The organism is Paraliobacillus sediminis (assembly GCF_003426055.1).
Genome location: NZ_QJSI01000003.1, coordinates 548,598 through 563,274, shown reverse-complemented (window position 1 = coordinate 563,274; position 14,677 = coordinate 548,598). Strand labels below are relative to the sequence as shown.

Annotated in this window: 21 protein-coding genes; 3 read left to right on the top strand and 18 right to left on the bottom strand. The window is 33.9% G+C overall.

Features of this window, described 5'->3' with window-relative positions; genetic code table 11:
- The first annotated feature begins 100 nt into the window (after positions 1–100).
- Positions 101–994: a glutamate biosynthesis transcriptional regulator GltC gene (gltC, locus tag D2K60_RS15515; protein WP_117169527.1), complete on the top strand. Its 894-nt coding sequence runs from the start codon at positions 101–103 to the stop codon at positions 992–994.
- Between the two features lie 16 nt (positions 995–1,010).
- On the opposite strand, the gene D2K60_RS15510 is transcribed toward gltC, so the two are convergent.
- A complete protein-coding gene (locus tag D2K60_RS15510) occupies positions 1,011–1,151 on the bottom strand; it encodes a small, acid-soluble spore protein L (protein ID WP_420818813.1) in 141 nt (46 codons plus the stop codon).
- Between the two features lie 119 nt (positions 1,152–1,270).
- On the opposite strand from D2K60_RS15510, the gene msrA reads away from it, so the two are divergent.
- On the top strand, positions 1,271–1,798 hold the full coding sequence (msrA, locus tag D2K60_RS15505; protein WP_117169528.1) for a peptide-methionine (S)-S-oxide reductase MsrA: 528 nt from the start codon (positions 1,271–1,273) through the stop codon (positions 1,796–1,798).
- A gap of 245 nt (positions 1,799–2,043) precedes the next feature.
- Here the strand turns inward: msrA and D2K60_RS15500 are convergent, their stop codons facing one another.
- The 6 genes from D2K60_RS15500 to D2K60_RS15475 all read right to left on the bottom strand — a co-directional run bounded on the left by D2K60_RS15500 (position 2,044) and on the right by D2K60_RS15475 (position 6,227).
- A complete protein-coding gene (locus D2K60_RS15500; protein ID WP_117169529.1) occupies positions 2,044–2,406 on the bottom strand; it encodes a VOC family protein in 363 nt (120 codons plus the stop codon).
- 94 nt (positions 2,407–2,500) lie between these two features.
- The gene (locus D2K60_RS15495) at positions 2,501–3,589 is read right to left on the bottom strand and encodes a copper resistance D family protein (RefSeq protein WP_117169530.1); all 1,089 of its coding nucleotides are present in this window, start codon (positions 3,587–3,589) and stop codon (positions 2,501–2,503) included.
- Positions 3,586–4,179, bottom strand: a complete 594-nt coding sequence (locus D2K60_RS15490; protein WP_117169531.1) for a copper resistance CopC family protein — start codon at positions 4,177–4,179, stop codon at positions 3,586–3,588. The genes D2K60_RS15495 and D2K60_RS15490 overlap by 4 nt, the downstream gene beginning before the upstream one ends.
- A 47-nt stretch (positions 4,180–4,226) precedes the next feature.
- Positions 4,227–4,790 carry a hypothetical protein gene (locus D2K60_RS15485; protein ID WP_117169532.1) on the bottom strand — a complete coding sequence of 188 codons (564 nt, stop codon included), beginning with the start codon at positions 4,788–4,790 and terminating at the stop codon, positions 4,227–4,229.
- Between the two features lie 146 nt (positions 4,791–4,936).
- Positions 4,937–5,797 (bottom strand): hypothetical protein, encoded by an 861-nt coding sequence (locus tag D2K60_RS15480; protein ID WP_117169533.1) that lies wholly within the window; start codon positions 5,795–5,797, stop codon positions 4,937–4,939.
- 16 nt (positions 5,798–5,813) lie between these two features.
- The gene (locus tag D2K60_RS15475; RefSeq protein ID WP_117169534.1) at positions 5,814–6,227 is read right to left on the bottom strand and encodes a nuclear transport factor 2 family protein; all 414 of its coding nucleotides are present in this window, start codon (positions 6,225–6,227) and stop codon (positions 5,814–5,816) included.
- Positions 6,228–6,315: 88 nt separating this feature from the next.
- Between D2K60_RS15475 and D2K60_RS15470 the strand changes: the two genes are divergently transcribed.
- Positions 6,316–6,744 (top strand): DUF2383 domain-containing protein, encoded by a 429-nt coding sequence (locus D2K60_RS15470; RefSeq protein ID WP_117169535.1) that lies wholly within the window; start codon positions 6,316–6,318, stop codon positions 6,742–6,744.
- A 16-nt stretch (positions 6,745–6,760) separates the two neighbouring features.
- On the opposite strand, the gene D2K60_RS15465 is transcribed toward D2K60_RS15470, so the two are convergent.
- From D2K60_RS15465 to hisB, 11 genes are all read right to left on the bottom strand, one after another.
- On the bottom strand, positions 6,761–7,288 hold the full coding sequence (locus D2K60_RS15465; RefSeq protein ID WP_117169536.1) for a DinB family protein: 528 nt from the start codon (positions 7,286–7,288) through the stop codon (positions 6,761–6,763).
- Positions 7,289–7,305: 17 nt separating this feature from the next.
- Complete coding sequence (locus D2K60_RS15460) at positions 7,306–7,563, bottom strand: hypothetical protein (RefSeq protein ID WP_240335280.1); 258 nt, start codon at positions 7,561–7,563, stop codon at positions 7,306–7,308.
- A 113-nt stretch (positions 7,564–7,676) separates the two neighbouring features.
- Complete coding sequence (locus D2K60_RS15455; RefSeq protein WP_117169537.1) at positions 7,677–8,672, bottom strand: LLM class flavin-dependent oxidoreductase; 996 nt, start codon at positions 8,670–8,672, stop codon at positions 7,677–7,679.
- A 138-nt stretch (positions 8,673–8,810) separates the two neighbouring features.
- Complete coding sequence (locus D2K60_RS15450; protein WP_117169538.1) at positions 8,811–9,560, bottom strand: amino acid ABC transporter ATP-binding protein; 750 nt, start codon at positions 9,558–9,560, stop codon at positions 8,811–8,813.
- 15 nt (positions 9,561–9,575) lie between these two features.
- Positions 9,576–10,280: an amino acid ABC transporter permease gene (locus D2K60_RS15445; RefSeq protein ID WP_117169539.1), complete on the bottom strand. Its 705-nt coding sequence runs from the start codon at positions 10,278–10,280 to the stop codon at positions 9,576–9,578.
- Entirely contained in the window at positions 10,264–11,088 is an 825-nt protein-coding gene (locus tag D2K60_RS15440) for an amino acid ABC transporter substrate-binding protein (RefSeq protein WP_117169540.1), read from the bottom strand. Before D2K60_RS15440 ends, D2K60_RS15445 begins: the two co-directional genes overlap by 17 nt.
- A 285-nt stretch (positions 11,089–11,373) precedes the next feature.
- Entirely contained in the window at positions 11,374–12,033 is a 660-nt protein-coding gene (hisIE, locus tag D2K60_RS15435; protein ID WP_117169541.1) for a bifunctional phosphoribosyl-AMP cyclohydrolase/phosphoribosyl-ATP diphosphatase HisIE, read from the bottom strand.
- The gene (hisF, locus tag D2K60_RS15430) at positions 12,023–12,781 is read right to left on the bottom strand and encodes an imidazole glycerol phosphate synthase subunit HisF (protein WP_117169542.1); all 759 of its coding nucleotides are present in this window, start codon (positions 12,779–12,781) and stop codon (positions 12,023–12,025) included. The genes hisIE and hisF overlap by 11 nt, the downstream gene beginning before the upstream one ends.
- A complete protein-coding gene (hisA, locus tag D2K60_RS15425; protein WP_117169543.1) occupies positions 12,778–13,488 on the bottom strand; it encodes a 1-(5-phosphoribosyl)-5-[(5-phosphoribosylamino)methylideneamino]imidazole-4-carboxamide isomerase in 711 nt (236 codons plus the stop codon). The genes hisF and hisA overlap by 4 nt, the downstream gene beginning before the upstream one ends.
- Positions 13,466–14,083, bottom strand: a complete 618-nt coding sequence (hisH, locus tag D2K60_RS15420; protein ID WP_117169544.1) for an imidazole glycerol phosphate synthase subunit HisH — start codon at positions 14,081–14,083, stop codon at positions 13,466–13,468. The genes hisA and hisH overlap by 23 nt, the downstream gene beginning before the upstream one ends.
- A complete protein-coding gene (gene hisB, locus D2K60_RS15415) occupies positions 14,080–14,667 on the bottom strand; it encodes an imidazoleglycerol-phosphate dehydratase HisB (protein ID WP_117169545.1) in 588 nt (195 codons plus the stop codon). The genes hisH and hisB overlap by 4 nt, the downstream gene beginning before the upstream one ends.
- Positions 14,668–14,677 lie beyond the last annotated feature (10 nt).

Below are 14,677 nucleotides of genomic sequence, written 5' to 3'. Positions count from 1 at the left end.
AAGTGTCTATTTCTATTGTATGTTTATTTATTGATCTAAACAATATATAATATAGATGGGAACGATCTAATCTTGATATATATATATTAGGGGGATATCAATGGAACTACGTCAATTACGTTATTTTATGGAAGTTGCCGAAAGAGAGCACGTGTCTGATGCGGCACTCCACTTACACATTGCTCAATCTGCAATAAGTAGACAAATCGCTAATTTGGAAGCTGAATTGGGAGTGCAACTATTTGAAAGAACAGGTCGTAATGTCAAACTTACGCCTATTGGAAAAACATTTTTTTACCACACTAAAGTCGCGATGAAAGCAATTGATCACGCCAAGAAGCAGGTCGATGAATATATTGATCCTGAACGTGGATCCATTAAAATTGGATTTCCAACAAGTTTAGCCAGTAATTTATTACCAAATGTACTAGCGGTATTCAAGAAAAAATACCCGAATATATCTTTTCACCTTCGTCAAGGTTCTTATAGTTTTCTAATCGAATCAGTTAAAAGCAGAGAGATTGATGTAGCTTTCCTTGGACCAGTACCTATTGATGATCCTGATATTATAGGAGATATTTTATTTTCTGAGGATTTATATGCCTTAGTTCCGAATGATCATCCCATGGCTAATCGAAAAAGTATCTACTTAGCAGAATTAAAACAAGATCCATTTGTTTTATTTCCAAAAGGATATATCTTCGAGAAATTAGCAATGGACGGGTGTAAACAAGCTGGTTTTGAACCACATGTAACTTCAGAAGGAGAAGATCTTGATGCTATTAAAGGCCTTGTTGCTGCTGGTATGGGTATTACACTCCTACCGGAAAGTGCATTTAGTGAAGTGAACACAACATTTACATCTAAAATTGCAATAAGTAATCCGCAATTATGCAGAACAGTTGGAATTATAACACCAAAGCATCGTAATCTTGCTCCTTCTGAAACAGTATTTTATCAATTTGTTCTAAACCATTTTAGAAACTTAGATTAAAGATTGTATGGAGCCATTATCTTTTTGTATGAGAATGTTTCGCTTTTTGTTCCAATTGTGATTTTGGTTCTTGATCTGCTTTATCTTCTGAATAGCCTTGCGGATTTAAACCTGAATGCATCTCATTATTTCCTTTTTGCTTTGTTGGTCGTTTCAAATAATCACCTCCATACTATTATTTTGCTTATAAATGAAATTGTTATACTTTTTGATGGACATTCTCATTTAAATCAGCTAGATTTAAAGCACAGATGATTTTTTTGGGGGGGAATTAGAATGACAGATAGACGAGAAATTGCAACTTTTGCTGGAGGATGTTTCTGGTGTATGGTTAAGCCTTTTGATCAATGGGACGGTGTACATCAAGTCATTTCAGGCTATACTGGAGGATCACTAGTAAACCCTAGTTACGAGGATGTTAAAGGTGGAGAAACAGGTCACTATGAAGCGGTTCAAATAACCTATGATCCAACACTGGTTGATTACCAACAAATTGTTGATCTATATTGGCCACAAATTGATCCAACAGATCCAGACGGACAATTTCATGATCGCGGACCACAATATCGAACGGCAATATTTTATCATAATAGTGAACAAGAAAGAATTGCAGCAACTTCAAAACAAGCATTAGCTAATAGTGGTAAATTTAAAAAAGCAATTGCAACTGAAATTTTACCTGCTAAGCGCTTTTACGCTGCAGAAAATTATCATCAAGATTTTTATAAAGAGAATGAAAATGAATACCTTGAAGATCGTGCCAAATCTGGACGCGACAATTTTATCGAAGAAAACTGGAAATAATACAAATATTGAGGCTGCAACAAGTATTAGCTTGTTGCAGCCTCTTATTCATTTATATTCAAGAACATGTGTTAATCCTATATATTAATCTTCTCTTTTTGTATATCCTCTAGGATTTGTATGATCTTTTTGTTTTGTTTAGATTGTTCACTTTGGTTCCTAATAATTGTACCTAAACCTATGATGATAAATAATAATAGTATACTTATCATTAAATCACTCCTTATTAACTGTTGAAAAGTTGTTTAAATTGCTTGAATCATCTCTACTCGGTTACCAAATGGATCTCGAAATTCAAAACGGTCATAGCCAGGAAGTGGGATAGATTCAGAAATATTAATACTGTTTTCATTTAATACGTTTCTCCAATATGAAAGATCTTCTACTTGATATGCTAAATGGGCTTTTGTTGTTAATCGATCAAAACCATCTTCTGTTCCTACATGTACCTCAAGATTTCCAACTTGCAACCAAAATCCACCTCTACCTTTTAACGACTCTGGTTTTTTAATTTCTTTTAACCCTAATAAATCACAATAGAAATGCTTTCCTAACTCTTCAGCATTTTTTGGAATAGTAATTTGTACATGATTTAACCCAATAATCATTTCTTATTTCCCCCTTATTAGCATTAGGTTATTACTTATATTGTATTTAATGGTAGCGTATCATTTATATATTAAAAAAGCATCTATTGCTGTTTTAGAAAACTGTTACTGATGACATCAGCCCCACATATAAACTAAATATTGCAAGGCCACTCATTAACAAAGTGCTGATTACTTTCTCTTGGATCCAAAAGACGAAAAGCGTCGAAAAGAGAAAAACAACTGATAAAAAAATAAAGAAAATACTTATGAAATCAGGAGAAAATAGTACAGTATCCCCTATATTAACTGATGCAAATGTACGAAAAAGGATAGAACTATCACCACTGTTGACCATTTTCTCTATATCAAGTGGCGGCTCTTGTTCACTCATAAAACCAGTTACAGAGAATATAAGTAAAATGATCGCACTCTCAGCCCGCCACCAACGTTTAGGTGAGAAATTTGTTGATTTTTTTATCTTCTTATTTATCAGAACAGCATTAATAAAAACAAACAGCAATAAAGCTACATATAGTAAATGCTTGATTAGCAATGCTTGACCATAAGGAATACGCCATGATGATACCAACGTTCCTTCTGTTAATGAAAAGCTCATAAATAGCCCAGTAAACGTGACAAATACGAGACATATTAAAGCCATAATTGAAAACCAATTAACAAACGACTTCCAATGTGTATCGTCATTCGCAAACCAACTAACAACGAATAAGGTTCCTGCCCAAAAACAAACGGCGAGTAAATGAATGGTATGTGATAAAGCACCAGGATAGCTTGCCATACTAGCTGCATGACCAACAACACTTTGCGTTAAGACTATGCCTAACATTAGAAATAAACCAATAACTGGATAAATAACTATATGTTTTCTGATTGCCAAAATAAAAAGGTGGAAAATTGAAAGGAGCAACAAAATGAACCATGCTCTCCCTATCTCTATTTCTTTTATCACATAAATAAAACTAGTAAAGCCGTTATCTACTCTATATTTACTAATCGTGTTTACCAAATCAATAATAGGAATAACTGCAAGTATAGGTATTGCACTAGTTACACCTATCAATATACGTTTCTTAACTTTTATATACATTCTCATTTCTTCAGGTAATAAAGATAGGAGATGCGTGCCAATCAAAATGGAAAAGCAAACATATAAAAGTCCGTTTGTTATTGCATAAATCATTTTTTCTTCCTATTTACTAAGAATACGATTGCAGCAATCGCGATTAAAATGACAGCAATAACTGGCATAAGCCATCCGTTTTGCTCGTCCTGTTCACTAGCAGTTTCTGTTGCTTCTACTTTAGGAGCTTGCTCTGTTTCTTCTACTATTTCACTTTCTTCCGCTTCACCTTCTGTGTCTTCAGCGTTTTCTTTCTCAGAAGATTGTGTTTCATCCACTGAACTTGATTCCTTGTCTACTTGCTCATATGTAAATACGAGATTATTTTCTATTACATGCCCATCTTCTCCAATAATGCTGTAAAAAAATTCGATCTCTCCCTCTTCAAGATTTGCTGGTAATGTTACTTCTATTATATTTTCTGGAGAATGATTGATTTCTTCAATAGTTGTTACCACATCATTTTTATCTGTTACAGAAATTGTATTTATTTCTTGTATTGGTGAGTCAAATGTTAACGTAATTACTGGATTATCAGAAGAAACTACTTCTCCAGTTGCTGGTTCTGAACTGTCCAAATGCGTGTGAGCGCTTGCTTGGACAGGAAATAACAATAAAACAAGTATTAATAAACTTATGTAGTGTTTCATATTACACCCCTAATATATTTTATTCTATTTATTTACTTTATAAAAATTTAATGATACCTAAATATTATATCAGCCGCTATGATTCTTTTGTAGTGCTTCTTTCTCTTTGATAAATTAACGCTTTGCATAAAGAGTATTGAAAATGCTTCCCATAAAAACACCCAGCCGCCCACTGTTAGATTAAGTGAGACCAAATCTTGAAATAACTTATTTTCATCTGAGAACTGTAAATAACTCGAAACGATCGTAAACATAACAGAAACCATAATGTAAATCAATGATTTTTTCCTACTTTGTACTGTCTGCTTATTTATTAAAAAATACTTGTAATTAAAGTTATTTCGAATGCCTGAAATAATGTTTTTCTCCATTTCAACATCTTTTTTTTCATCTAACATATCAAACTTTAACTTAATATTTTTACGTGAGTCTATCTCAAACGAAAATTCTTCAAGAAAGGCTTTTAAACTTGCATCTAGATCTCTAATATTGTACACAGAGGAATCCCATGTATTAAAGACTTCATCATAGTCCTTTAGAGAAATTTCAATGATATAATCGCCCGAAATTGGGTCAACTGTATAAAACTGATCTAAGAAATTGTTTTTCATCAAACCCCTCGCTTTTAACTATTCTATTGACTATATTAGCCGACACATTTTAAGACCATTATCTCTATACTACCATTTCAGATTTATACATGATAGCAAAATGACTGATAACCAAAGCGCATTTTATAGTTTTCTCTAATTTTTAGTCATTTTTCATTTAATGCATTATTTGTGGTCTGATATTTTACACCTAAGTTATCTTCTACAATAACAAGCACCTCAATATCATTCACATCTTCTATAACTTCATCAAGTTCTACTATTTTATAATAATTAATATTCTCACTATTTTCATCAATATAGTTATTTTCCTCCTCTTCTAATAAGTTAATTTCTTTTTTAATCTCTCCATCTACATATATTAAAGCTTCAGCACTTTTAATTTTTAAGTCATCTTTATTCTGACCAAAGATAGAATCTTCATCTAAATGATTATATATAATGATATTAGGACTAATATTTTTATGATCGCTTTCTACATCTACAAACACATTAATAATAATACGGTTCTCTATCTCATCTTTAAAGTCCAAAATGAACAGTTCCTCACTTCGCTTTCCAGTAACTGAATCGCCAACTAATTGTACCTCATAATTTTCTCTTAAAGGGAAAGTATGCTCCACAGAATAGTTCAATCCATTTTCATTGTTAACTTCTAATTCATTCCATTCCGTAGTGTTTTCATTTCGATATAATAATGATAGAATTTCGTTTTGCAAGAGATCACGAGCATGCCATTCAAGCATTACATCAACCGTACTTTCCTCGGTATCTAGAGCGATAATTTGGTAATCTTTTTCTTGAATCCACAACTGTTCTTCTAGCATTTCATTCATAGTAGATTCCACTTGTGAATAATTGTTTTCAATTGAAAAGTTCGTATTTTGAAGCTTATTATCTAATTCAAATATATCTTCATCTAAACTGTTAAGTTTAAAAAAGGTACTAAGGTTAATAATGATTAGAATTACCACCGCTATACTAGCTATAATATATTTTTTTGACAAAAATCTTCACTCCTCTTTATTCATTTAAAAACTTTTGTTCAGTAATCGTTCCTTGATGAAAATATAGTTTCCGTATTTTGTAAATAAGCTTCCATATTGAGCTACGAAGTGTATTACGGCTTCTAGTTTTATCCTCGATAAAATAGGTAGCTAGGACAACATCTGGCGCTAAAATCTGAACTTCATAATTATGTAGTGACATGTCGAATAATTCGACACCACTGGTAAGACAATCTTCTTTATAAAACATAAAACCAGAACTTACGATTTCGATAAAATCAGTCTCTAATATTTCATCTAACTTCTTAACATCTTTACGAACATCTTGACTCAAATGACTTTTCTCTAATGCTTTCAACTGTGCTTTTAATTTATCAGTATTCCAGGTCCCTTCTATGTTTTCAAAACATTTACATATATATTTTAGCATAAATGAAGTTCTGCATTAACATAATTTAACAAAAGAATATGAATATTTTAAAGGAACTGACTTATACTAGAGATAGGATGTGATATTTATGCAAAATGAGATAGTTATTGAAGAATTAAACACAATATTAAGAGGTAGTTATATGGGTGTACGCTCTATTGAGCATTACATTCAGAAGATAAACGATGACAAATTAAAACAGGATTTTCAGTTTATACAACAAGAAGTTAAACAAGATGCCCAAAAATTAGCAGAGCGGATTCAAAATCTAGGTGGTGTCCCAGCTAATAGTGAAGGAATTACTGGATCCATGCATAGCTTTGTGCATAAAGCTATGTTAAGTGATGAACCCAACAAGATAATAGAAGATGCAATAAAAGGAATAGATAACTATGGCGTCGAGTACTCGGAAGAAATAGTTAAAGGTGATTTAGATCCGGAAAGCAAAAAAATTATTAATGAAGTAATTGATGGAAATAGAAAGCATGTGGAACATCTTAGGGGATTATTACATTAATCCCCTGTTGAATTGTTTAACGTTGTGTACTATTTAACAGTAGTCGTTTAATTGATCTTATTTGACCGCGGTGATTTATTTCGTCTTCCATAACGTGAAACCAAAGGTAGTAGTTATTATAAGCAACTCCATTCTCCCATTTATGTTCTTCAAATAACCAACTATCTTGCTTTAATTTCAATTGTGTTAACGAATTTTCTCTAACTTCTGCTAATTTATTAAGATAATAAGTAATAGGTTTATCTTTAATTTCAATTCTAGCTGTATCTCCAAGTTCTAAACCGTTCTTCCATCTTAAATACTCGCTTTCACTTAGATCTCTTTCTTCAAAGAATATTACTTGATGGGCAAATTCAATTGCTGCGATATGGTTTAAAAGAGCACCAATCGAATTCGAACTAGCATCTGGTAAATAGTCTAATTCTTTTTGAGTAAGATTCGAAATTTCATCAATTGTTACAGCACGCGTATGTTCAAGCATGGAAACTAGTGATCCGATTTTATCCGTATACATTTGTTTTTCAATTATTCTATAATCAATCATTTTTCTCCTCCAAGTTCTTAAGATGACCCTATTCCGACAGCAAGTAAGAGTAATATAGCGAACAGCAATACGCATCCATTTAAGAAAATTCCTGTAATTGTTACAATACGTTTCTTAGACATTAAAGCAAAAATAATACCTAGAACAGATACTGTAATAAATACACTTATAGCAAGAGTTATATTCGCATTCGGTCCTCTGGTGAAAATAAAGAAAATAAAATTGATAAGAACCATTAATAAAGATAACAGACCAAATTTATTAATATTAGCCATGTTACACCTCCTCATCTTTGATAAAGTATAGTAAGCTAATGCAAGGATTAACAAAATTCCACTAAATCAATTTAATTTTATCTATTACATTATTTTACAAAAAAATAATATCATTAATTAAATAATGTTTTTGCTAACAACTGATAAGAATTTACCTTTTCTTCAAATGAGTAAATATTTGTTATAATCATAAATTCATCGCAGTCATAGCTTACTTGTATCTCTTCTAATTGTTTCTTGACGCTTTCAGGAGTTCCAACAATGCATCTCTTTCTGTTTCTATCAATTATTACTTGTTCCTCTTTTGTATATGTTTTACTCTTTGCCTCTTCTACTGATGGTACACGCGTTCCAATCCCTTTTTCTACACGCAATAACCAAAGATCTTGTGATAAGGCAAGTTCTTCTGATTTTTCTTCTGTTTCGGCACAAATAACAAAGATGCAGACAGTCACTTGTGGCTCTTGAAAGTTTTTATTCGGTTTAAATTTATCTTTATATGCTGCAATCGATTCTTTCCCTTTAGTTGGATTAATAAAGTGACCATATGTAAATCCCGCACCAATGTTTGCTGCATTAGTTGCCCCGCGTTCTGATAAGCCTAGAACCCATATTGGGGGATTTGTCTTCGTTCTTGGGCTTGCCTTTACCGTGAAAAATGGGTGATCTTTAGGTAATTCATCATATAAAAAACCATATAACTCTTCTAATTGTCTCGGAAATAAACTCATACTTTTTTGTATATGATCGGTTAATGCTAAGCGTGTTTCATTTGATCCACCTGGTGAACGTCCTAAACCTAAGTCAATTCTATTTGGATACATAACTTCTAGCATTCGAAAATTTTCTGCCACTTTCAATGGTGCATACTGTGGTAGCAATACACCACCAGATCCAATTCGAATCGAAGCCGTCTCACTAGCAAGACGCGTCATTAATATTTCAGGTGAGGAACTTGCTAATCCGTTTGTATTATGATGTTCAGCTACCCAATATCTTGTAAAGCCTAAGTCTTCTGTTATTTTTGCTAACTTAATTGTATTATCTATTGCTTCTTCTGGTGAAGAATCTTGTGAAATTGGTACTTGATCTAACACACTTAATCGCATAGTTGTACTTCCTTTATGGTCAATTTCCTTTCAGTATACAGGAACATATTATAAAACCAAAATAGTTAACGCAATAAAAAATCCAGACTTAGAAAAGTATCTTAATTACTTTTCTAAGTCTGGACATTTCCATTCTTTTTATGACGGATTAAGTATTCGATTCAAAAATTGTTGTGTGCGTTTTTCTTTTGGTGCTTTTAACACTTCTTTTGGTGGACCTTGTTCAACAATATAGCCATCATCCATAAATATGACTTCATCGGATACTTGTTCAGCAAATTGTACTTCGTGCGTTACAATAGCCATAGTCCAATTATCATTTGCAAGATCCCTAATCACTGTTAACACTTCTCCAATTAATTCTGGATCTAGTGCAGATGTAGGTTCATCAAATAGCATTAATGCAGGTTCAATTGCTAATGCTCTAGCTATACCAACTCGTTGTTGTTGTCCACCAGAAAGTTGATGCGGGTATAGGTGCATCTTATCTTTAAGACCTACCTTCTCCAAAAGTCCTTCCGCCATTTGCTTAACTTCTTTCTTATTACGTTTTTGAACAGTGATCGGTCCCTCTGTCACATTTTCTAATGCTGTTTTATGTGGGAAAAGATTATACGATTGGAATACCATTCCGGACTTACGTCTTAATTTCAACGCGTCCTGTTTGCTGATCTTGTCCTTAAAATTAAGAGCGAGTCCATCATCAAAGGTGAAAATGCCGCTGTTTGGTTGTTCCAGTCCATTTAAACAGCGCAACATCGTTGTTTTACCAGATCCTGAAGGTCCCATTATCGATAACACTTTTCCTTTGTTAATCTCTAAATCAATATCCTTCAAAACTTCAAGATCATCAAAAGACTTAGCTAGACTTTTAATCGATAATAACATTACTACTCCCCCTTTTTATGTTGCTGTATATCGTTCTAGTCGTTTCTCAATTACTTGTTGAACAAGGGATAGTAGAAAACAGATGACCCAATAAAGAATAGCTGCTTCAATATAAATCAGCATAAAATCATACGTTACTGCGGCAATTTCTTGAGCTCTTCGAAACAGTTCTGTAACAAGTATCAACGAAGCAAGTGATGTATCTTTCACTAAACTAATAAATGTATTTGATAATGGCGGTACGGAAACCCTTGTTGCTTGCGGTAAAATAATCCGTTTTAATACCGTGTTTTGTGTCATACCTATTGTATAACCTGCTTCCCATTGCCCTTTAGAAATAGATAAAATAGAAGCACGTATAATCTCTGATGCATAAGCACCTACGTTCAAGCTAAATGCGATAACAGCACTTGGAAATGGATCAATTGTTACGTTAAGACTTGGTAGTCCATAAAAAATAATAAATAATTGCACAAGCAATGGGGTTCCTCGAATTGCAGAAACGTATACAGCTGCAGGTGCACGAACAATGAAAGATTTAGAAAGACGCATAATTGCTGTTAGTAATGCTAATATCAATCCTATTGAAAATGAGATAAGCGTAAGCGGTATGGTATATTTAATTGCACCTAAAATCATAGGGAGAAGGGAGTTTACAAATAACTCCCACCCTTCTAGATTCGATGTGATCGTAAACAATGTATTACTCAGAAGAAACATCTTCACCAAACCAGCTTTCCGAAATCTGCGCTAAAGTACCGTCTTCTCTCATCGCTTCTAATTGTTCGTTGATCGCTTCAACTAATTCTTCATTACCTTGATTTAATGCAAATGCTGTTTCAGATACATTACCTTCTTCTGCAACAATATGAACACTTTCATCGCCTTCTTGATTTAAATAATCTAGAACAGCAAGTTTATCATTTACTGTCACATCTGCACGTCCTTGCTTCAATAACTCAATTGATTGCGCGAGTCCTTCCACACTTACAATTTCAGCACCACTTTCTTCAGCTATAGCACCGAAATTACTAGTTAGAGACTGTGCTGAACTTTTTCCCTCTAAATCTGCAAAAGCATTTATATCATCCGAATCTGTAGGTGCAACGACAACTGCCGATGAATACGTATATGGATTTGAAAAATCATAACTCTCTAAGCGATCCTCATTAATACCAACTTGATTCGCAATTAAATCAAAACGTTCCGAATTCAAACCAGCAAACATGGAATCCCATTGTGTTTCCATAAATTCTGCTTCAACACCCATTCGTTCAGCTACTTCTCTAATAACTTCAACGTCGTATCCCGTTAATTCTCCATCATTATCATGAAAAGTGAATGGTGCGTACGTACCTTCAGTTCCTACTGTAAGAACACCTTTTTCTATTACTTCATCATATAGACTTGCAGACTTATCTGATGTAGAAGTATTATCTGTATCTGTGGTGTCTTCCTCATTTGTACCACATGCTGTTAATACTAGCATAAAACTAATTATAACTATTCCTGTTACTAATTTCCTCATGTTGTTAACCCCCAGTTATTTTGTCGTAATTATATTACTACGAAATAGTAAAAGATTTGCATCGATAATCTTTTATATCTTTACTTTAATTCAGTTTATTATGCACTTCCTATATTTTTCTTTTGTATACGAACCTCTATCCATCATGTTTTTTCTGAATAACTAGCTTAACAACCGCTGTGTCAGCAAATGGTTTAGCTGAATATAGTGACTATTTCTAAATGTTGAACAAAATTAAGAAGATAAATTATTAAAAGATACTAAAAAAAAGAAATTGAGAAGTGTTTACCACTTCTCAATTTCTGGACGATCGCCTTTACTATTCCCTTTTTTAGTAAAACGATTTTCTAACTCTGTTTTAACCTCATCTAATGAAACGTTTTGATTACTCATTAAGACAAAGGTGTGGAACAATAGATCACTAACTTCCAAAATAATTTCTTGTTTATCATTATTTTTTGCTGCAATTACCACTTCGCCGGCTTCTTCAATTACTTTTTTAGCTATTTTATCAATACCTTTATCAAATAAGTAGTTCGTATATGAATTAGCAACGCGTGTTTCTTTACGTTCTTCTACTTCGGCCATTACTTTATCAATAATAGATTCATTTACTAGCTTTTCATTTGTTTTTTCATTGTCTAAAATTGGATTAAAAAAACACGTTTGTTCTCCAGTATGACAAGCTGGACCTTTTGGAATAACGGTTATTAATAATGTGTCTTGATCACAATCAAGCTTAATAGAAACAACTGTTTGGATGTTTCCCGACGTAGCACCTTTATGCCATAACTCTTCTCTTGATCGAGAATAAAACCACGTTTCTTTCGTTTCCAATGTTTTTTTGTACGATTCTTCGTTCATATATGCAAGCATCAACACATCTTTTGTTTGATTATCTGTTATGATAGCTGGAACTAACCCTTTTGAAAAATCAGGCTTCACGTATACTCACTCCTTGTTCTTTACATCTTGCTTTCACTGCGTCTATTGAGAATGTATTTTCATGAAAAATGGATGCCGCTAAACCTGCCGATACATCTGTCTCTTTAAATACTTCTGGAAAGTGATCTGGGTTTCCGACACCGCCTGATGCAATAACTGGGATACGAACAACGTCAACAATTGCTTTTGTAAGCTTTAAATCAAATCCGTTCTTCACACCATCGGTATCAACACTTGTTAACAAAATTTCACCAGCACCACGTTTTTCTACTTCTTTTGCCCATTCAACTGCATCTAAACCACTATCTTTACTACCGCCGTGCGTCATTACATGCCAACCGTCATCAAATAACTTGGCATCAATTGCTACAACAATACACTGTGCGCCAAAACGGTCACCAGCAGTGGTTATCAAGTTTGGATCGTTAACAGCAGCTGAATTAATACCAACCTTATCAGCACCAGCTTTTAATAAACGGGTAACGTCGTCAATCGTCCTCACGCCACCGCCAACAGTAAATGGTACAAATACATTGCGCGCTGTTTCACGCACAATATCAACCATCGTATCGCGTCCTTCATTTGTTGCTGAGATATCAAGAAAAATAATTTCATCTGCGCCTGCTTTGGAATAACTAGCAGCCATTTCTACTGGATCACCCAATTCACGCAAAGATACAAAATTTGTGCCTTTAACAACTTTACCTTCTTTGACATCTAGACACGGTATAATGCGTTTAACAATCATACGGACGTTTCCCCTTTCAACGTAACCGCACCTTGATAAATCGCTTTACCAACAATTGCTTCTTCTATGCCTATTGCTGCTAAAGCTTCGATGTCTTGATTATTGCTAATGCCACCTGAAGCAACTATTTTACACGAAACATGTGCAAGTAATTTTTCATATGCTTCTACATTAGGCCCCATCATTGTGCCATCTTTTGAAATATCAGTAAAAACAATCGTTTGAACACCTAAATCCTCCATCTGTTTAGCAAAGGTCAGATAATCAAGCTCTGATACAGTTTCCCAACCATGGATTGCTACTTTATCGCCCTTCGCATCAATACCTACGACGATTTGTTCTGGATATTTAGCTAAGGCTGCTTTTAAAAAATCTTGATCTTCAATCGCTGCTGTACCAAGTACTAATCGATCTGCCCCTGCTGCAAGCAATTTTTCAATAGTTTCCATGCTTCTTATTCCGCCGCCTACTTGAATTGGTATAGATGATAATTTACATAGTTCACTTATTAATTGATATTGTCGCGCAGCTTCGCCTTCACGTGCACCATCTAAGTCAACAATGTGAACAATCTCTGCACCGTTAGCAATAAACGTTTTTAACTGCGTTATCGGATCAGATCCAACTTGTGTCGTTTGTTTAAAATCACCTTGATATAATCGAACACATTTGCCATCTATTAAATCAATCGCTGGTAGTATTTTCATGAGATACCTCCTGTAAAAATGCTTTTAAAATTGCCGCGCCTACTTCACCACTTTTTTCTGGATGAAATTGAATCCCATAAGTAAGACCGCTCTTAACAATTGCAGTTACATCTGATCCATATTCTGTTGTTGCAACGATATATTGTTTATCTGTTTTTGCCGCAAAAGAATGAACAAAGTAAACATGCTGATCTTGAAATAATTCAAAATTAGGTTGATTATCAGCTATATCTAATGCATTCCAGCCGATGTGCGGTAAAAGATAGTTCGTCTCTATTTTCTCTATTGTACCAGGAATTAGATCTAATCCCTTTGTATTTCCACCTTCAAGTCCTTCTGTAAATAGAAGTTGCATGCCTAAACAAATACCTAGAAATGGCTTGTTCTCAGCTAATGTTTGTAGTACTTCTTTGAGATTACGTTTCTCTATTTCTTCTACCGCAGCTTGAAAGGAACCGACGCCAGGTAGGATAATATGCGAGCTTTTAGCTAATTGTGCTGGATTATCTGTAACAATCACGTCATAGCCAAGATTATGAAGTGCTGTTTCAACACTTGCGATATTACCCATTCCATAATCTACTATTGCTATCATTCGATTAGTCCCTTTGTGGAATTAACGCCAACAATTTCTGGATTAATTCGAATTGCTTCTGCTAAAGCTCTACCAAGTGCTTTAAATAAGGCTTCAACCTTGTGATGCGTATTTATGCCATATAAAACACGTGCATGAAGCGTTATGCCTGCTTGAAATGCAAATGCTTGAAGAAATTCTCTCACTAATTCTGTATCAAAATTACCAAGTTTTTCATTTTCAAATGTTGCATCTAATACTAAAAATGGTCGGCCACTTATATCAAGTGAAACGAAACCGAGCGTTTCATCCATCGGAACATAGGCTGTACCATAGCGATTAATTTGTTTCTTATCGCCTAATGCTTCTTTAATCACTTGGCCTAGTACAATACCGACATCTTCAACAGTGTGATGACTATCAATATGTAAGTCACCGTTTGCTTTAACCGTTAGACCAATACGACCATGACGGGCAAATAATTCAAGCATATGATCAAAAAAACCAACACCAGTAGAAATTGTTACTTCTTGACTATTATCTAAATTACATGCTACCTCTATTACTGTTTCATTTGTTTTTCGCTGTTTACTAGCTGTGCGCATCTTGCACCCC